At 63.5% G+C, this 19,744-nt stretch carries 10 protein-coding genes; 5 read left to right on the top strand and 5 right to left on the bottom strand.

Going from position 1 to position 19,744, the window contains the following annotated elements:
• Nucleotides 1–207: 207 nt before the first annotated feature.
• Nucleotides 208–8,823, bottom strand: coding sequence for a cyclic beta-(1,2)-glucan synthase (gene ndvB / locus C6558_RS15720; protein WP_057217355.1), 8,616 nt, complete (start codon nt 8,821–8,823; stop codon nt 208–210).
• A gap of 370 nt (nt 8,824–9,193) precedes the next feature.
• Complete coding sequence (locus C6558_RS15715) at nt 9,194–10,087, bottom strand: LysR family transcriptional regulator (RefSeq protein WP_025425244.1); 894 nt, start codon at nt 10,085–10,087, stop codon at nt 9,194–9,196.
• A gap of 113 nt (nt 10,088–10,200) precedes the next feature.
• On the opposite strand from C6558_RS15715, the gene C6558_RS15710 reads away from it, so the two are divergent.
• The 4 genes from C6558_RS15710 to C6558_RS15695 are packed head-to-tail and all read left to right on the top strand — an operon-like array spanning nt 10,201 to nt 15,838.
• The gene (locus C6558_RS15710; RefSeq protein ID WP_025425245.1) at nt 10,201–11,601 is read left to right on the top strand and encodes a VOC family protein; all 1,401 of its coding nucleotides are present in this window, start codon (nt 10,201–10,203) and stop codon (nt 11,599–11,601) included.
• Between the two features lie 10 nt (nt 11,602–11,611).
• A complete protein-coding gene (locus C6558_RS15705) occupies nt 11,612–13,033 on the top strand; it encodes an FAD-binding oxidoreductase (RefSeq protein ID WP_025425246.1) in 1,422 nt (473 codons plus the stop codon).
• A 30-nt stretch (nt 13,034–13,063) separates the two neighbouring features.
• Complete coding sequence (locus C6558_RS15700) at nt 13,064–14,596, top strand: aldehyde dehydrogenase family protein (protein WP_025425247.1); 1,533 nt, start codon at nt 13,064–13,066, stop codon at nt 14,594–14,596.
• Between the two features lie 9 nt (nt 14,597–14,605).
• Nucleotides 14,606–15,838: a pyridoxal phosphate-dependent aminotransferase gene (locus C6558_RS15695; protein ID WP_057210881.1), complete on the top strand. Its 1,233-nt coding sequence runs from the start codon at nt 14,606–14,608 to the stop codon at nt 15,836–15,838.
• Between the two features lie 182 nt (nt 15,839–16,020).
• Here the strand turns inward: C6558_RS15695 and C6558_RS15685 are convergent, their stop codons facing one another.
• Nucleotides 16,021–16,569, bottom strand: coding sequence for a cupin domain-containing protein (locus C6558_RS15685; RefSeq protein ID WP_025425249.1), 549 nt, complete (start codon nt 16,567–16,569; stop codon nt 16,021–16,023).
• A gap of 149 nt (nt 16,570–16,718) precedes the next feature.
• Between C6558_RS15685 and C6558_RS15680 the strand changes: the two genes are divergently transcribed.
• On the top strand, nt 16,719–18,056 hold the full coding sequence (locus C6558_RS15680) for an aspartate aminotransferase family protein (RefSeq protein WP_025425250.1): 1,338 nt from the start codon (nt 16,719–16,721) through the stop codon (nt 18,054–18,056).
• A gap of 87 nt (nt 18,057–18,143) precedes the next feature.
• Here C6558_RS15680 and C6558_RS15675 read toward each other — a convergent pair whose 3' ends face one another.
• The gene (locus C6558_RS15675; protein ID WP_025425251.1) at nt 18,144–19,415 is read right to left on the bottom strand and encodes a glycerate kinase; all 1,272 of its coding nucleotides are present in this window, start codon (nt 19,413–19,415) and stop codon (nt 18,144–18,146) included.
• Between the two features lie 5 nt (nt 19,416–19,420).
• A complete protein-coding gene (locus tag C6558_RS15670) occupies nt 19,421–19,738 on the bottom strand; it encodes a Dabb family protein (protein WP_025425252.1) in 318 nt (105 codons plus the stop codon).
• Nucleotides 19,739–19,744 lie beyond the last annotated feature (6 nt).

Genomic DNA, 19,744 nt, shown 5'->3' with positions numbered 1-19,744 from the left:
CTAGTATCCGGGATCTGGCGCCCCTGCCCCACCCCTGTTGAAACGGGCACCGGACATGCGCTTAGCCCCAGGGGCAAGCGCATGTTCGATGCCGTCGATCGATGCACGAGCCCGTCAGGGTTCGTGCCGCCGGCAAATCAGCAAGAAAAAACCGGCCTTGCCCGTTCGGGTGCAAAGCCGGTTCCAACGTTCATTCAATACCGGCAGTTACAGCAAAATGCCTTCATGCGCGTTTTTTGTGACACTATTATTGATGCTGACGATCGGCTCGCGACTTTTTGCATCGCGCTTGACCGAAATCTTGTGCTTCGTGCCGTTCAGCGTCACTTCCGCCGAGTAGCCGTCCCAGGCCTCCGGCAACACCGGTCGGATGACCAGCTTGTCGCCTTGTCGGCGGATGCCGAGAATACCCTCGACGCCGGCGCGGTAGAGCCAGCCGGCCGACCCGGTATACCAGGTCCAGCCGCCGCGTCCGGCGAGCGCGCCTTCGCCATAGATATCGGCGGCGACCACATAGGGCTCGACCCGATAGTGGTCCGCGTCTTCGCGGCTGAGGGCATGCGAGACAGGGTTCAGCATCTGGAAGACACGCCAGGCTTCCTCGGCCCTTCCCTGCTCGGCAAAGGCCAGCGCCACCCAGGTCGCCGCATGGGTATATTGGCCGCCGTTCTCCCGTACGCCAGGCGGATAGGCCTTGATATAGCCCGGGTCCTGCCTGGTTCTTTCAAGCGGCGGCGTGAACAGCCGGACAATGCGGCGATCCGGATCGACGAGTTCGGCCATGACCGCATCCATCGCATTCTGCGATCGCTGCTCGTCACCCTCGCCTGAAAGCACGCTCCAAGACTGGCCGATCGAATCGATCCGGCATTCGTCGCTTTCGCTCGATCCGAGCGGCGCGCCATCGTCGTAGTAGCCGCGACGATAGTAGTCACCATCCCAGCCGGCTTCGTCGAGCACCTTTTTCAAGGTGGCGAGATGCGCTTCCCAATGGCTGACGCGCGCCTTGTCCTTGCGCTCGCGGGCAAAGGGCAGGAAGCCGCGCAGCGTGCCCGCCAGGAACCAGCCGAGCCAGACGCTGGTGCCGCGGCCGGCAATGCCGACGCGGTTCATGCCGTCGTTCCAGTCGCCGCCGAGAATGAGCGGCAGGCCATTTTCGCCGCTGCGCTTGATCGCGAGATCGAGTGCGCGGGCGCAATGCTCGTAGACGTCGGCGATCTCGTCCGAGATCTCCGGCTTGTAGAAGCTGTCGTGCTGCCCTTCCTCGAGCGCCGGTCCGGTGATGAAGGCGATCTTCTCACCGAGAATGTCGGCGTTCCCCGTCACTTCGCAGTAGTGCGTGACGGCATGGGCAAGCCAGACGACATCGTCCGAGATCATTGTTCGCACGCCGGCGCCGGTGCCCGGCAGCCACCAATGCTGCACGTCACCCTCGACGAACTGCCGCGCGGCCGCGTTGAGGATCTGTGCCCGTGCCAGTTCCGGCCGATGGATCAGGAACGCCAGCGTATCCTGCAGCTGGTCGCGGAAGCCGAAGGCGCCGCTCGCCTGGTAGAAGGCCGAGCGTGCCATGATCCGGCAACCAAGGCTCTGATAGGGCAGCCAGTTGTTGATCATGGTGTTGAAGGCCGCATCCGGCGTTTCCACCTTCACGATGTCGGTGAACTCGGTCCAGAAGGACTTGGCGGCGTCCATGACGGTGTCGAACGCAGTCTGGCGCAACTCGCCGAGAACCGAGCGCATCTGCTCGTCGTTGTCGGCGTCGCCGAGGATGAAGGTGAGCTGCTTTTCGGCACCGGGCTCGATCACCAGATCGGTCGCCAACGCCGCACAGGCGTCGCCATCCACATCGATCGAGCCGGAAAGCTCGGCGCCAGCGAAAACGGCCTGCGGCACCAGAATGCCGCCGACCCGCCCGAGGAACTCGCGACGGCTTGCCGTATGGCTCACACCTTCACCGCCATCGACAGCAAAGAAGGCCGAACGACCGGCATAGTCGATGCTGTAGGGGTTGGTTGCAACCAGCGCATCGGAGGCTTCGTCCCAGGTCGACAGAACGAAGGGCGCCATGCGGGCCCGGTTGTTGCCGAGCACCCATTCGGCAAAGCCGTAGACCTTCAGCTGGCGGGCAGCCGTGGAGCGGTTGCGGATCGAGATGCGGACCAGCTTGGCCGGCAAGGTCCGGTGCACCGTGTGGGCTGCCTCGATATCGAGATCGTCCTGTGTGCTGCGGAATGTCGAATAGCCAAGTCCGTGGCGCGTCTCGAAGACGACCGACCGGCTGCGCGACAGGGCAGCGTATGGCGTCAGCACTGCGCCGCTCGCCATGTCGCGGATGAAGACCGCTTCGCCCGGCCGGTTGACGACCACATCGTTGGCCCACGGCGTCAGCTGGTAGTCGCGCGAGTTGCGGCTCCAGGTGAAGGCGGCCCCTTCGGCCGAAACGTGGAAGCCGAACTGCTCGTTGGAGATGACGTTGATCCACGGCTGCGGTGTCGCCTCGCCGCCGCGCAGGCGCACGACATATTCGCGCCCACCTTCGGCAAAGCCGCCGTAGCCGTTCCAGAAATCGAGACCGTCACCGACAATCTCCGCATCGACGGCGTCGGCCGGCTGCTGCGGGGCGGCGAGCAGAGCGAAGTTGCTTTCGCTGCCCTTCACCGGTGGCGTCGAATAGAGCGAATTGGCGCGGGCGATCTGGTCGGAGATCGTGCCGTTGCGGGCATGGAAGACGGCGCGGGAAGCCGACAAGAGCGTCGACCAGGTCTCCGCCTCCATCAGGTCGCGGCGCACCGAGAAGATGTGCTGGCGCGGACCGTCGGAGAGGCCGCGAAGCCTCAGGTTCTCGCACATCGAATCGAGCGCGTGCTGCATGTCCTGGGCATAGGACGAGGCCCGCTCGTTGATGATCACCAGATCGGCGGTAATGCCGCGCGCGCGCAGATATTCCTGTGCCCTGAGGGCCTCACGAGCGATGCCGAGGTCACCGTCATCGTTGATGCGCAGGCAGAAGATCGGGAAGTCGCCCGAGATTGCCAGCGGCCAGAGCGTTGACTGCGACGCGAGCCCCGCCTGAACCGTTGCGGTATCGGCGCGCAGGTGCATGTCGGGGTAGACGAGGTAGCGTCCGAGCATCTGGAAGCTTGCGGCCTCCTGCGAGGTGACGCCGACATGGCGCATCTGCACCTGACTGCGCGTCCAGGCATGGATCAGCTCGTGATTGAAGGTTTCCGTGTGCCTGTAGCGATCGATGGCGCGGTCGACGGCCTCGCGGTTCGGGGCCGCGATCGTCCAGAAGACGACGCTGACCTTCTTGCCGGCCGGAACCCGAACGACACGTCGAAGCGACATGATCGGGTCGAGCGTAAAGCCATCGGTTCCCGAAAGCACCGCGTCGGTGTCGAAGGCGGCGGCCTCGGCAAGGGTGCGCCCCTGGCCGATGAAGCGGCGACGGTCGGTCTCCGCCTCGGTCGGACGGTCGCTGCCGGCATTATCGGTGACGAGATGCGCCACTTCCATATCCGGATCGCCTGAGCTGCGCTTGTTGCGGCTGACATGGATGACGTCGCCGCGCCGGCTGATCTCCGTGCGCAGGAACATCTTGGAGAAGGCGGGATGCGCGCTGTCGGCCTCGTCGGTCGACAGCACCGGTTCGGCATAGGACGTCACCTCGATGAAGCGGTCCTGCGTTCCGGTGTTGAGCAGGATGACGCGGCGGCCTTCGGCATCGTGCTCGGTGGCAACGATGCACTCGACTTCGCTGGTGAGGTCGCCGACGGTCTTGACGAATTCGGCCTTGTCGTCACCGAACCGCGTCAGGAGCTTTTCGCCGACGGCGCGCCGGGGCTCGGCGGTGGCCGACCACCAGTCGCCCGTCGTCGTGTCGCGCAGGAAAATGAAGGTGCCCGTGCGGTCCTCGACCGGGTCCGGCTTCCAGCGGGTGACCGACTGGCCGTTCCAGCGGGCATAACCGGCACCGGTTGCCGTCAGCATGACGGCGTAGTGGCCGTTGGACAGGAACACGGTTTCGCGGTCCTGGGCGAGCGGGTTTTCGATGACCCGAACCTCCGGACGCAACAGATCGTCCTGGCCCTTGCCGAGCGATTCCGGCTCGCGCTTGGCGTTCATGATCGGAATATCGCGCGGCGCCTTTTCCTGCAGCAGCAGTTCGGCCGCCTCGATTACCGGATCGGCGTGGAACCATTCGCGCAGCCTGCCGGTGAATACGACGTTGGCGACAGCGGCGATCGACATGCCATGGTGGTGGGCATAGTAGTTGCGCACGACGGCGCATTTCTGCCCCTCGGGCACGCGCGTCGGCGTGAAGTCGACGGCATCGTGGAAGCCGTAAACGCCGAGCGCCCCGACTTCGCGCAGTCGACCGAGATTGGCGAGCGCCGCCTTCGGATCGTACATGCAGGCGAGAATGGAGGCGTAGGGCGCGATGACGGCGTTCTGCCCGAGGCCACGCTTGAGGCCAAGCGTCGGCACACCGAAGTTGGTGTACTGGTAGGTCAGCTCGTGGTCGCGCGCATTGAAGGCCGCTTCGGAGATGCCCCACGGCGTGCCGAGACGGCGGCCGTGATTGATCTGCTCCTTGACCACCAGATTGTTGGTCTGGTTGAGGATACCGCCCTGCCGCTCCTGCATCACCAGCGGCGGCATCAGATATTCGAACATCGAACCGGACCAGGAGATCAGCGCGCCACGCGCGCCGATCGGCACGATCGGACGGCCGAGCTTGTACCAGTGCTCGGTCGGCAGGTCGCCCTTGGCGATCGCGAACAGGCTGGTCAGACGGGCCTCGGACGCCAGAAGATCGTAGCAGGCCTCGTCGAGCTCATTGGCGTTGACGCGGAAGCCGATTGACAGCAGGCGACGCTCGGGCCGGAACAGGAAGCCGAAATCCATCGAGAAGGCGATGTCGCGAGCACGATCCTTTAGAACCGCCAAGCGCTGGCGCAGCGCTTCGATGGCGCCAAGATCGAACACGCCGTCGGCAATATGCGCTTCGCAGGTGGTGACCAGCGCGTTCGCCCACTTCGTCACTTCGCTGCTCTGGGCCGTGCGAACCTCATGGTCGAGGTTGACGGTCAGCTTGTGCATGTCGCGCGCCAGAACGGCGAGATTGATCACGCGGATCGATGCGAATTCATGCTCGCGCTTGACGGCAGCCAGAGCATTCTGGAAGCCGACGATGCGCTCCTCGATCAGGCGGCGCAGCGGGCGAACGGTCTTGCGGTCGTCAGGCAGGTCGTTCAGCACCTCGGCAAGAATGGCGACGACGTCGCCAATGCCGTCAAGGCTGCCCTGGACATGCGCCGACGGCGCTTCCGCCCATTCCCGACACATGGACGACACGGCGATCAGGTGGCCGGCAAGATTGCCGCTGTCGACCGACGAGATGTAGCGCGGCTCCATCGTTTCGAGCGTGTTGGTGCGGTACCAGTTGAACAGGTGGCCGCGATATTTCGGCATCCGGTCGATGGTCGCAATCGTCTGCTCCAGGCGGTTGATCGTTTCTTCGAAGCCGATCCAGCCGAAGTCGCGTGCCGACATGACCGAGAGTAGGTAGACGCCGATATTGGTCGGCGAGGTGCGCTCGGCCAGCACCGGCTGCGGCGTTTCCTGGAAGTTGTCCGGCGGCAGAAAATTCTGCTCGGCGGTCACGAAGGTCTCGAAATAGCGCCAGGTGCGCCGCGCGATCAGGCGCATTTCCTCGATCGCCTCGTCGGAAACGACCAGCTGGTCCTCGGTTTCGGCCGATTGGCTGACGAACCACGCGACAGCGGGAGAAAGCGCCCAGAGCAGGGCAAAGGGAATGCCGATGAAGGGCAGGCCGGTATCGGAAATCGCCGCAAGCGCCAGCGACAGAACCGACAGCGCCGGTGCGATCCACATCGCCTTGTAATAATCACCGATGCTTCCATGCCCGGCACTTTGCACCTGGGCAGCGGTGCGCCATTCCAGCATCAGCTTGCGGCTGACGAAGGTGCGGTAGAGCGAACGCACGATCGCGTCGCCCATCATCGCCGCGCCATGGGCGATGAAGACGATGCGAAGGGCGACCTGGGCATTGGCGGCACGAACTTCGGTCAGCACAGCATGGAGGTGGGCACGGGCGACGATGTCGTTGCGGCGCGGCAGGAGGCCATTGATCAGCGACAGCGTCGGGGCGACGAACAAGCTGAAGATCAGCACGATCTGCCAGATCAGCGCCTCGGTCGGCTGCATGTAGTACCAGCCCATGACAGAGGCGACGAGCCAGGCGCAGGGGATCAGCGAACGGCGCAAATTGTCGTACATCTTCCACCGGCCGAGCATCGACAGGCCGTTCGACGGGTTGAAGATATAGGGCAGCAGCTGCCAGTCGCCGCGGGCCCAGCGATGCTGGCGCGACATCTCTACCTCGTAGCGGGTCGGGAAATCCTCGACGAGTTCGACGTCCGTCACCAGCGCGCAGCGCACAAACGAGCCTTCGAGCAGGTCGTGGCTGAGAACGGCATTTTCCTCGATCCGCCCCTTGAGCGCGGCCTCGAAAGCATCGACGTGATAGAGGCCCTTGCCGGTGAAGCTGCCTTCGCCAGCGATGTCCTGGTAGACGTCGGAAACGGTGAAGACATAGGGGTCGATGCCACGATTGGCCGAGAAGATGCGCTGGAAGGCCGAGGCTTCGCTTCCAGTCGTCAGCGACGGCGTCACGCGCGGCTGTAGCAGGCTGTAGCCGGCAATCACCTTCTGTGTTTCCGGGTCGACGATCGGGCGGTTGATCGGGTGGTACATCTTGCCGACGAGCTTCGTCACCGCGTCGCGCATCAGGCGCGTATCGGCGTCGAGCGTCATGACATATTGAACGTTCTCCGGCACGGTATTGGCGCCCTGGAGGAACGAGGTGTCGCGATCGCCGCGCAGCAGCATGTTCAGCTCATGCAGCTTGCCGCGCTTGCGCTCCCAACCCATCCATACGCCTTCCGCCTCGTTGAAGAGGCGGCGGCGGTGCAGCAGGAAGAAACGCGTCCTGCCGTCATAGGCATAACGCGCCGAAAGCTCGGCAACCTCGCGCCGGGCATAGTCGAGAACATCGGTATCGGCCGGGGTTTCCTCGAACTTGCTGTCGATCCAGTCGCTGAGCAGCGCGAAAGAGATCTCGCCGCGCGGATTGGCGAGGTAGTGAACCTCGAGATTGCGCACGAGTTCGTCGACATGGTCGCGCTTGGAGATCAGGCAGGGCACGACGACGAGCGTGCGGGCATATTCCGGAACGCCATCGAGGAACTCATAGCCGACCAGGCGCGACGGTTTGACGAACAGCGTGACGAGCGTGTTGAACAGACCCATCGCACCTTCGGACGCCGGCAGCGCAAACAGCAGAAGCATGATCAGCTTCGCGCCGTTCGGAATATCCATCGGGCTGACGAAGGCATAGACGGCGACCATCGCCAGGATCGTCAGGAGAATGTTCGGTCCGGCGATCGCAAACCAGTCGAGCTTGCGGCTGAGGCGAATGATGCTCTGCAGCACCGACGGCCGGTAGCCGATCTTCTGCTCGAGCGCCTTGCGCTGCTTGCCGACAAGGAAGGAGCCAACGTTCGGCTCATGAAGCTGCGGCTCGACTGCAGCCACCGCTTCCGCTTCCTTCACCATCTCGATGGCGATCTGGGTGACTTCGTATTCGCTGTGGCCGGAGCGGCGCGCCAGCTTTTCGATCGTATCGCGGTATTTGTTGCGCGAGCCGAATTCGAGCGCGGCGTAATCGGAACCATCGCGCAGCGCCGCATCGATCTTGCTGACGCTTTCGAACCAGACGGCCCAGTCGGTATCGTCGATCTCGCGCAGGCTGCGGATGATGTTGCTCATCGTCGCATTGCCTGACGACAGGCGGTTCTGCTCGGCGACCAGCGCGTCCTCGACGTCGCTGCCGCGCTTCTCGAGCTGTTCCTCGATCCAGGCGATCACCGAGCCGGAGGTCTGCGAGCCATCGCGCATGCGGTAGAGCAGCTGGGCGACGAAGGTATTGTCCGCCGCAAGCGCCTCGGATTCGGCCAGCAGCGCTCGCAACTTTTCCGGGTCGTTGTGACGGATGATCTGGTCGGCGATGTCGTTGGCCTTGCGCCGCATGCCGCGCGAACGCTCGACGCGGATGGCGATGCGCCGCAGGTTCTCGATGAGAACGAAGCGCAGGATCGAGGGCAAGGCCCACAATTCGCCGATCTTGAACGTGTCGTGCTTCTGGAAGCCCTCGACCATCGCGGTAATGCTTTCCCGCGAGACCGTGCTGTGCGTATGGGCGACATAGAGCCAGGCGAGCGCCATCGTGCGCGGAATGACTGTTCCGGAGACGGACAGCGTGGGCAGCTGGCGATAGAACTTGCGCGGGAAGTCGCGGCGGACTTCCTGGATCGCTTCCTCGACCACGTGGTGGTTGTCGAGCAGCCATTCGGCGGCCGGCGTGATCGACGCCCCCGCTTCGACATCAGCCGCTGTTGCCCGATACACCCTCAGGATTTCGTTTTCATTCTCGCGGTGGCGCGGGCGGAATTCGAACGGGAAGAAGCCCGGCAGGGACGGTGCGCCCTTGAGCGCAAGGGTCTCGCCGCTTTGCCGCAGATCCTCCATCGAGAAAAAGGTCGAGCGGATCGAATCGTTGTAATCGATCTGTTTCGCTTCCGGTTCGCGAGAAGAGGAGGTCGGCGTGTTGTGAAGGGGCATGGGTGCTGGTTCTGAATCCAACCGGGGTTGATCGGCCCGGCTCTCGTTGTTCTGCCGGGTTGGCTGCGGTCCTGAAGTTCCAGGCTTGGCCGGCACGTTGCTAGACACGGTCATGTGTCCTCCCATCCGCCGTCATTTTCCGGCAAACCGGAAACTGGCGGAAACTGGCGCCGCCCTTGAACTGGGCATCAGAGAAAGCAAAGCCGGCGGCGCATTGGTTTTCAAGGCCGCGTGATGCATGAAAGTGGCATTTTTTAGCCGTGGTGCCAACAGCTTGCAAGGATCGGCGGCGCAAGTTTGGACGAATTGCGCACACTCTCATCGGGCGAAAACGCAATAGTCCGCGCTCGCCTATGGCAACCTCAAATCTATGTATCAATTTTGCCCCTTCCCGGCGCATCTCTGGGTAGCAGTCCGTCGCGAAACGCCGACGGCGTCAGGAAGGTTCCGGCCATCGGTCGAAACATGTTCGAGGATGGGAAACCTACCCGACCTGTTCAGTGATCCATTCGCGGAAGGCGAGACTGATCGGGTTTTCGAGTTTGCCTTCCGGAACCGCGAGATAATAACTGTTCTCCGTCTGCATCGGCCGGTCGAGAACGATGCGCAATGTTCCCGCTGCCAGCTCCTGTTCGATCAGATAGCGGGGCAGCAAGGCGAAACCGAGACCGGCCGTGGCCGCCTCGATCACCATCGAGAACTGATCGAAGCGGTTACCGCGATAGGCACCCCTTCCATCCATGCCGTTGGCCTCGAACCATTGCGCCCAGAGTTTGGGTCGCGTCGCCAGGTGCAGCAGCGGACCGCCGACGATATCCTCCAGCGTCGCCACCGGATTGGCCGCAAGCAGGGTCGGGCTTGCCGCCGGCACGATGATCTCGCTGCAGAGATAGCTGCAGGTGGCATGCGCCCAAACCGGCTGGCCGTAGTGGATGGCGATGTCGAAGTTCTGCTCGTCGAAATCGAAGGGTGCCGACCGCGACGCGATATTGACCACGGTATCGGGGTGCTGGCGAAGAAAATCCGGCAGCCGCGGCACCAGCCAACGGCTGCCGAAGGTCGGCAGCGACGCGATCGACAATGTCGAGTCGGCGCGCGCCGAGGCCATTGCCCGCACCATCAGCTCTTCGGTCTGGTTGAGCAGGCGGCGAACCTCGGGCAGGAACTTCTGCCCGGCCTCGGAGAGAATGACGCGCTGGCGCACCCGCTCAAACAGGAGAACGCCGAGCTGGTTCTCCAGATCCTTGATCTGACGGCTGACGGCACTCTGGGTCAGATTGAGTTCGGCGGCTGCCTGCGTGAAGCTGCCGTGCCGTGCCGCGCATTCGAAAGCCTGCAGCGTCGTAACATCAGGAACCAGTCTGCGGCTTAACTTCATTCCAGCCTCGCATCAACATAGTCACAAGCAGCGCGATCAATGGCCGCTTCCTTTGGATATGATCCGAAATGAGAATGACCTTGTCCTTCACCCATAGCGCGAGGCGAGCCCCAGTGAAAGAGAATAGTTTCGTATCCGCCGATGATATCCGTTCGGCCTTTTCCGCAGCCATGTCGGTCATGTACCGCGAGGAAGTGCCTGCTTACGGCACGCTGATGGAACTGGTTGCCAAGGTCAACGACGATACGCTCAATGCCGACCCGGCGCTGAAAGAGCGCCTCGATGCGACGGATTCGCTTGATCGCATTTCCGAGGAGCGCCACGGCGCAATCCGTCTCGGCACGCCTGCTGAACTCTCGATGATGCGTCGCGTCTTTGCTGTCATGGGCATGTACCCGGTCGGCTACTACGATCTTTCGACCGCCGGCGTACCGGTGCACTCGACCGCCTTCCGCCCGGTTGGCGAAACCGCTCTGAAGCGCAATCCCTTCCGTGTCTTCACCTCGCTTCTTCGCCTTGACCTGATTGCGGACGAGAGTCTGCGCGCCGCATCCGAGGCGATCCTGGCCGAGCGTCGGATCTTTACGCCTGTTGCCATCGAACTCGCCGAAAAGGCCGAGCGTGATGGCGGCCTCGACAAGGCCGACGCCGAGCGTTTCGTCTCCGAAGTGCTGGAGACCTTCCGCTGGCACGACAGGGCCAATGTCAGCGCCGACATGTACAAGCGCCTGCATGACGCCCACCGGCTGATCGCCGACGTCGTGTCGTTCAAGGGCCCGCATATCAACCACCTGACGCCGCGCACGCTGGATATCGACCAGGTCCAGGCGCTGATGCCCGAATTCGGCATCGCGCCGAAGGCCGTCGTCGAAGGTCCGCCGACCCGCAAATGCCCAATCCTGCTTCGCCAGACCTCGTTCAAGGCGCTGGAAGAGGCCGTTTCCTTCCGTGATGGCGGCGGCGACTGGAAAGCCGGCTCGCACACCGCCCGCTTCGGCGAGATCGAGCAGCGCGGCATTGCGCTCACTCCCAAGGGCCGTGCGCTCTACGACGAGCTTCTGGAAGCCTCGCGCAAGATCGTGCGCCCGGCAGCCGACGGCTCCAACGCCCGCGACTATGAAGCCGCGCTTGCCAAAGCCTTCGAAAGCTTCCCCGACACCTGGGCAGGCATTCGCGAAGCCGGCCTTGGCTATTTCAGCTATTCACTGACCGAGAAGGGCTTGAAGACCCGGATTTCCGACCGCCGCGATATCAACACGCTGATCGCCGACGGCCTCGTGCAGTTCGACGCCATCGTCTACGAAGACTTCCTGCCGGTCAGCGCCGCAGGCATCTTCCAGTCCAATCTCGGCGACGGCGCGCAGCAGGCTTTTGTCGCAAGCCCGAACCAGAAGCGCTTCGAGATTGACCTCGGCGCCACAGTGCTCAACGAGTTCGATCACTATGCCGGCATCGAAGAGGCATCGATCGAAAGCTGCCTGCGGGCCTTGACCGCAGCCATGGCTGCGGAATGATGCGTTCACGATGATTGAACAGGTACACATAGACGCGCTGACCGGCATCCTTGGCGACAAGGGTGTGGTCACGCGTGCTGAAGACATGGAAGCCTACGAGACCGGCGCGCGCTACGATCGTGGCCGGGCTTCGGTCGTTCTGCGGCCGGCGACAACAGTGGAAACCTCGGCAACCGTTGCCTATTGCGTGCGTCATGGCATCGCCCTGATCCCGCAATCGGGCAATACCGGACTGGTCTCGGGCTCGACCCCTGATAGTTCCGGCAACGAAGCGATCCTCAGCCTCGACCGCCTCACCAAAGCGTTCGAACTCGATCTCGACAATCGTTCGGTGCGCGTCGATGCCGGGTTCAGGCTTTCCGATCTCAACCGCCGGCTGGAAGAACATGGCCTGTTTTTCCCGATCGATCTCGGCGCCGATCCGCGCATCGGCGGCATGATCGCCACCAACACCGGCGGCTCGCGTTTCCTGAAATACGGCGACGTGCGCCGCAACACGCTGGGCCTCACCGTGGTTCTCGCCGATGAAGACGGCACCGTGCTCGATCTTCAATGCGACCTGCGCAAGAACAACACCGGCGTCGACTGGAAGCAGGTCTTCGTCGGCACGTCGGGCGCCTTCGGCATCATCACGGAATGCGTGCTCAATCTGGAGCGCCTGCCGCAGCAGACGGCGACCGCATTGCTGGTGCCGGCAAGCGGCGCCCATGTGCTGCCGCTGCTGCGCGCCATGGAAGAGCGGCTCGGCGCCTACCTCTCGGCCTTCGAGGGCATGTCGAGCAACGCCGTCAAGGCGGCGTTCGCGCATGTGCCTTCGCTGAAGAACCCGTTCCAGGGCGGACACGTCCCTGAATACGTCATTCTCGCGGAAATCAGCCGCACCTGGGCCCCACGCGAAGGCGAGCAATCGCTCGACGCCGTGCTTGAAACGGTGCTGGCCGAGATCTGGGAGATGGAGACGGCACCGCTCGCCGACGCGTTCGTCGGCCCGCCGCATGAGGTCTGGGCGCTGCGCCACGCACTTTCGGAAGGTGTGAAACACCTGGGCAAGCTGATCGCCTTCGACGTCTCCTTCCGCAGGGGTGACATCATGGCCTTCTGCGACCATATGAAGGCCGAAATGCCGACGAGGTTTCCTGATGTCACCGTCTGCGACTTCGGCCATATCGGCGATGGTGGTGTACACTTCAATCTCGTGGTGCCGAAGGACAGCGCGCTGCTCAGCGATCCGACATTCGAGCAGCGTTTGAGAGAATGGGTTTTCGCCGTGGCGGTCGAGGAGTATCACGGCAGTTTCAGCGCGGAACATGCGATAGGCCGCCGCAACCAGGCCTACTACGACGTTTATACAACCGACAAACTCAAGGACATGGCCGCGGGCCTGAAGACGCTCACCTCGCCGGGGAAACTCGGCAGCGTGCGCTTCGGATAGGCCAGGGCAGGAAAACGGGAGTCAGACCAGATGAACATTGCAACGAAGAAGATCGACGTCACCAAGGAGGCAGCAGCCCTCCTCGAGAAGATGGGCGTCGCCAAGGAACTCTACACCGGCGGCGACATGCCGTCGTTCAGCCCGGTCACGGGCGAACAGATCGCCAGCCTGAAGACGGTTTCGGCCACGGAGGCTGCCGCCAAGATCGACAAGGCGCATGAAGCCTTCAAGGCCTGGCGCCTCGTTCCGGCACCGAAGCGCGGCGAATTGATCCGCCTGCTCGGCGAAGAGCTACGCGCCTTCAAGGCCGACCTCGGCCGCCTCGTTTCGATCGAAGCCGGCAAGATCACCTCCGAGGGCCTCGGCGAAGTTCAGGAAATGATCGACATCTGCGATTTCGCAGTCGGCCTTTCCCGCCAGCTCTACGGTCTGACGATCGCCACGGAGCGTCCCGGCCACCGCATGATGGAAACCTGGCATCCGCTCGGCGTCGTCGGCGTCATCTCCGCCTTCAACTTCCCGGTCGCCGTCTGGTCGTGGAACACGGCGCTGGCGCTCGTCTGCGGCAACTCCGTCGTCTGGAAGCCGTCGGAAAAGACCCCGCTCACGGCGCTTGCATCGCAGGCTATCTTCGAACGCGCGCTTGCCCGCTTCGGCGACGCCCCGGAAGGCCTGTCGCAGGTTCTGATCGGCGACCGCGCCGTCGGTGAAGTCCTCGTCGACAACCCGAAGGTTCCGTTGGTCTCGGCCACCGGCTCGACCCGCATGGGCCGCGACGTCGGCCCGCGTCTTGCCAAGCGCTTCGCCCGCGCCATCCTCGAACTCGGCGGCAACAATGCCGGTATCGTCTGCCCATCGGCCGATCTCGACATGGCGCTGCGCGCCATCGCCTTCGGCGCCATGGGCACCGCCGGCCAGCGCTGCACGACCATGCGCCGCCTGTTCGTGCATGAAAGCGTCTACGACCAGCTCGTTCCCCGCCTGAAGAAGGCCTATGGCTCGGTCTCGGTCGGCAATCCGCTGGAAACCACCGCACTCGTCGGCCCGCTGGTCGACAAGGCCGCTTTCGACGGCATGCAGAAGGCAATCGACGAAGCCAAGGCCCATGGCGGCGCCGTCACCGGCGGCGAACGCGTCGAGCTCGGTTATGCCAACGGCTACTACGCCAAGCCCGCCCTGGTCGAAATGCCTGAGCAGGCAGGCCCGGTCCTCGAAGAAACCTTCGCGCCGATCCTCTACGTCATGAAGTACAGCGACTTCGACGCAGTCGTTGCCGACCACAATGCGGTTGCAGCCGGCCTGTCCTCGTCGATCTTCACCCGCGACATGCAGGAATCCGAACGGTTCCTGGCCGTCGACGGCTCGGATTGCGGCATCGCCAACGTCAACATCGGCACCTCAGGTGCGGAAATCGGCGGCGCCTTCGGCGGTGAAAAGGAAACCGGCGGCGGCCGCGAATCGGGCTCCGATTCGTGGAAGGCCTACATGCGTCGCGCCACCAACACGGTGAACTACTCGAAGGCCCTGCCACTGGCACAGGGCGTCTCCTTCGATATCGAGTAGGACCAAGCGATGACCATCAACGCAACGGTCAAGGAGGCGGGCTTCAAGCCCGCCTCGCGGATCTCTTCGATCGGAGTATCCGAAATCCTCAAGATCGGCGCGCGCGCGCAAGCGATGAAGCGCGAGGGCAAGCCGGTCATTATTCTCGGCGCAGGCGAGCCGGATTTCGACACGCCTGACTACGTCAAGCAGGCCGCCTGCGAGGCGATCCAGCGCGGCGAAACCAAATACACCGCACTCGACGGCACGCCGGAACTGAAGAAGGCGATCCGTGAAAAGTTCCAGCGCGAGAACGGCCTCGCCTACGAACAGGACGAGATCACCATTGCCACCGGCGCCAAGCAGATCCTGTTCAACGCCATGATGGCGACGATCGACGCCGGCGACGAAGTTGTCATTCCGACGCCGTACTGGACCTCCTATTCGGATATCGTCCAGATCTGCGAAGGCAAGCCGGTGCTGATCCCCTGCGACGCGGCCTCCGGTTTCCGGCTCACCGCCGACAAGCTCGAAGCGGCGATCACGCCGAAGACGCGCTGGGTGCTTCTCAACTCACCCTCCAACCCTTCGGGTGCCGCCTACAGCGCTGACGACTACCGGCCGCTGCTCGACGTGCTCTTGAGGCATCCGCATGTGTGGCTGCTGGTCGACGACATGTACGAGCACATCGTCTATGACGGCTTCCGCTTCGTCACCCCGGCCCAACTGGAGCCTCGGCTCAAGGACCGCACCCTGACGGTCAACGGTGTCTCCAAGGCCTATGCCATGACCGGCTGGCGCATCGGCTATGCCGGTGGTCCGCGCGAGCTGATCAAGGCGATGGCTGTCGTCCAGAGCCAGGCGACCTCCTGCCCGTCTTCGGTCAGCCAGGCCGCTTCGGTGGCAGCCCTGACCGGCCCGCAGGATTTCCTGAAGGAACGCACGGCCAGCTTCCAGCACCGCCGCAATCTCGTCGTCAACGGCCTCAACGCCATCGACGGTCTCGACTGCCGCGTTCCGGAAGGCGCCTTCTACACCTTCTCCGGCTGCGCCGGCATGCTCGGCAAGGTGACGCCTTCGGGCAAGACGATCGAGACGGACACGGACTTCTGCGCCTACCTGCTCGACGACGCCCATGTCGCCGTTGTCCCCGGCTCGGCCTTCGGCCTGTCGCCGTTCTTCCGCATCTCCTATGCGACGTCGGAAGCGGAACTGAAGGAAGCGCTCATGCGCATCGCCGACGCCTGCGCTCGGCTTTCGTAACTCGGAAGTAGCCCCTCACCCTAGCCCTCTCCCCGCTTGCGGGGAGAGGGGACGGTCGCGCAAACAGCTGCCTCTCTACTCCTGTTCGCAAAGAGAGTATGAGGCGCTGGCGGCATATCCCTTCTCCCCGCAGGCGGGGAGAAGGTCGCGGCAGCGGGATGAGGGGCGCCCGCTCCCTTCCTTCAAAACGTCGGCGGCGTGCAGGCGCTGATCACCTCGCAAGGTACCGGCCCGACGCAACGAAATCGGTGCGGTCGCCGGCTTTCGAAATAGTACGCATCCCCAGGCCCGAGAATCCGCCGCTCGTCGTCGACGGTGACCTCAATGCGCCCCGACAGCACGATGCCGCCCTCCTCGCCTTCATGCACCAGCGGCACTTTTCCAGTGTCCGCGCCCGGCTGATAACATTCCTTCAGGATCTGCAGGCTGCGGCCAAAGAGATTGTCGCCGATCTGGCGATAGGAGATCGGCCCTTTGCCGATCTCGACCAGTTCCTCTGCGGCGTAGAATGCCTTGCGCGGCCGTTCAGGCTCGAACGAAAAGAACTCCGCAAGTCCGATCGGTATGCCGTCGAGGATGCGCTTCAGTGCGCCGACCGACGGATTGGACGCATTCGACTCGATCAGCGAGATCGTCGAGTTGGTCACGCCCGCTCGCTTGGCAAGTTCGCGCTGCGAAAGATTGTGCATCAGCCGGAGGTGGCGAAGCCGGTTTCCAATGTCGACGCTCATGGGTGTCCATCTCGGTGTTCAGGTTGTTCGAAATATCGCAATTTCGCAAACCTCGTTGTATAAAATTCAATGGCTTGAACGACAACAGAAAAGGACTTGTTTGGCAATTCAAATCATGGCGTCAATCCCCTGATCTTCAGGAGGATGCCATGAACCAGCACACCAAACCCAACGCCCCCGTACTCGACAGCTACTGGATGCCCTTTACCGCCAACCGGCAGTTCAAGGCGGCACCGCGCTTGCTCGCCTCCGCCGAGGGCATGCACTACACCAGCACCGATGGCCGCACGATCCTCGACGGCACCGCCGGTCTCTGGTGCGTCAACGCCGGCCACGGCCGCCGCCAGATCGCGTCAGCCGTCGAACGCCAGCTGTCGACGATGGATTTCGCCCCCTCCTTCCAGATGGGCCACCCGATCGCCTTCGATTTTGCCGAACGCCTTGCCGAAATCGCGCCGGGGCCGGAAGGCCAGAAGCTCGACCGCGTGTTCTTCACCGGCTCGGGCTCGGAATCGGTTGACACGGCGCTGAAGATGGCCATCGCCTATCAGCGCGCGATCGGCCAGGGCACTCGCACGCGGCTGATCGGGCGCGAGCGCGGCTACCACGGCGTCGGCTTCGGCGGCATTTCGGTGGGCGGCATCCTCAACAACCGCCGCGTCTTCCCGCAGCTTCCCGGTTCCGACCATCTGCGCCACACCCACGACCTTGCCAAGAATGCCTTCGTCAAGGGCCAGCCCGAGCACGGCGCCGAACTTGCCGACGATCTCGAACGGCTGGTGGCGCTACACGGCGCCGAAACCATCGCCGCCTGCATCGTCGAGCCGGTTGCCGGTTCGACGGGCGTGCTCATCCCGCCGAAGGGCTATCTCGAGCGGCTGCGCGCGATCTGCGACAAACACGGCATCCTGTTGATCTTCGACGAAGTCATCACCGGCTTCGGTCGCCTTGGCGCTGCGTTCGCCACCGACTTCTTCGGCGTCACCCCGGACCTGGTGACGGCGGCGAAGGGGCTCACCAACGGCGCCATCCCAATGGGCGCGGTCTTTGCCAGCCGCAAGGTGCACGACGCATTGATGCACGGCCCGGAAAACCAGATCGAGCTCTTCCACGGCTACACCTATTCCGGCCACCCGGCCGCCTGCGCCGCGGGTATCGCCACGCTCGACATCTATCGCGATGAGGGCCTGATGACCCGCGCCACCGAGCTGCAGGACGCCTGGCATGATGCCATGCATTCGCTGAACGGCCTGCCGCATGTCATCGACATCCGCACCATCGGCCTCATCGCCGGCATCGAGCTGCAGTCACGCGAGGGTGCTGTCGGCGCCCGCGCCTATGAGGTCTTCGTCGATTGCTTCGAAAAGGGGCTGCTGATCCGCGTGACCGGCGACATCATCGCCTTCTCGCCGCCGCTGATCGCCGACGAAAATCACTTCGGCGAAATCGTCTCGATCCTCGGCGATGCCTTGAAGCGCGCCAAGTAAAAACAAGAGATCATGGTCGCCGCCGAAACGTTTGGCGGCGACCATGACACGCAGATTTTCTGTTCTGCCTTGAGCCGGAGAATCCGGCTAACGGATTAGCATCGCCCTGAAGTCATTGACATTGGTTCCAGTCGGACCGGGCGCGAAAAGATCGCCACTCACTGAGAATGCCGACCAGGCATCGTGGCGCGCCAGATGCGCCCGCGGATCAGCACCGGCAGTACGCATGCGACTGACGCTGCCGCCATCGGCAAAGGCGCCGGCATTGTCCTCAGACCCGTCGATGCCGTCCGTATCCGCCGCCAGGGCATCGATCCCGTCGAGCCCCTCGATGTCGAGCGCCAGCGACAGCAACAGCTCGCTGTTGCGGCCGCCTTTGCCGTAATCCTTGCCCGATATCGTCACAGTCGTTTCGCCGCCGGAAAGCAGCACGACCGGCTTTTCGAAAGGTTGATTGCGCTGGGCGACTTCACGCGCCAGCGCCGCATGCATGCGGCCGATATCGCGCGCCTCGCCTTCAATCGCATCAGAAAGAATGCGCGCCTCTACACCCAATTCCTGCGCCGTCCTTGCTGCAGCCTCCAGCGAGACACGCGCCGACGCAATCACGTGGCATTCGTGCCGACGGAAAACCGGTTCGGACGGATCAGGTGCCCGCGCGGCACCGGATCGCAAGTGGGCCACCACGCCATCGGGAAGAGCCATGCGATAGCGGCCGACGATCTCCAGCGCCTCCTCCACCGTCGACCCGTCAGGCACTGTCGGGCCCGAGGCAACGAAAGCGGGGTTGTCGCCGGGAACGTCGGAAACGACGAGGCTGACGACACGCGCCGGCCCAGCGGCCGCCGCAAGACGGCCTCCCTTGATGCGCGACACATGTTTGCGCACGACGTTCATCGCGGAAATCGGTGCGCCGGAGGCAAGCAGCGCCCGGTTGACGGCGATCTCGTCGGCAAGCATCAAACCCTCCGGCGGCGCCGGCAGCAAGGACGATCCACCACCCGAAATCAGAGCGACAACCAGATCGTCAGCGGTCAGGCCTTCCACCAGCTTCAGCAGCTCTTCCGACGCCCGAAGGCCAGCCTCATCCGGCACCGGATGGGCGGATTGCAACACGCGAATGCGCTCGCAGCGTTCAATCGGCCCGTGGCGCGCAACGACGGCGCCGGTCAGCGGGTGATCCCACAGCTTTTCGAAAGCTGCGGCCATCTGGCTTGCGGCCTTGCCCGCGCCGACAACGATCGTTCGTCCCTTCGGCTTTTCCGGCAGATGCGCGCGGATCGCCTCATAGGGATCGGCGGCGCGGACGGCCGCGTCGAAAAGGGCGGTGAGAAAGGGACGCGCTTCGAAGGCCGCCATCGTCTTCAGCCCGCGATTTCGAGATCGTAGACGAAAATGCCGTCGATGCCGCCTTGCGCCGCCGCGACGATCTTTGCACCGGTCTGCCGATGCTCCGGATCGTCGAGATAGGCGTCACGCGCGGCTGCGTCGGAGAAATCGACGATGAAACCCTCGGCATACCCTTTGTCCATGCCCACTTCCGGGCTGACATTGGCGCCGGCATAGGTCGCGAGAAGGCCGGGAAGCCGGCTTTTTAGCGCCGCGATCTCGGCGAAGATCGACGCTTTCTCATCCGCCGAAACGTCTGGACGAAAGCGAATGAAGACACAGTGGCGGATCATGGTTTT

The sequence above is a fragment of the Ensifer sp. NM-2 genome (assembly GCF_003024455.1).
GTDB classification, from domain to species: Bacteria; Pseudomonadota; Alphaproteobacteria; order Rhizobiales; family Rhizobiaceae; genus Ensifer; species Ensifer canadensis.
The sequence above is the reverse complement of the archived record's forward strand: the minus strand, read 5'-3'. Positions and strand labels throughout refer to the sequence as shown.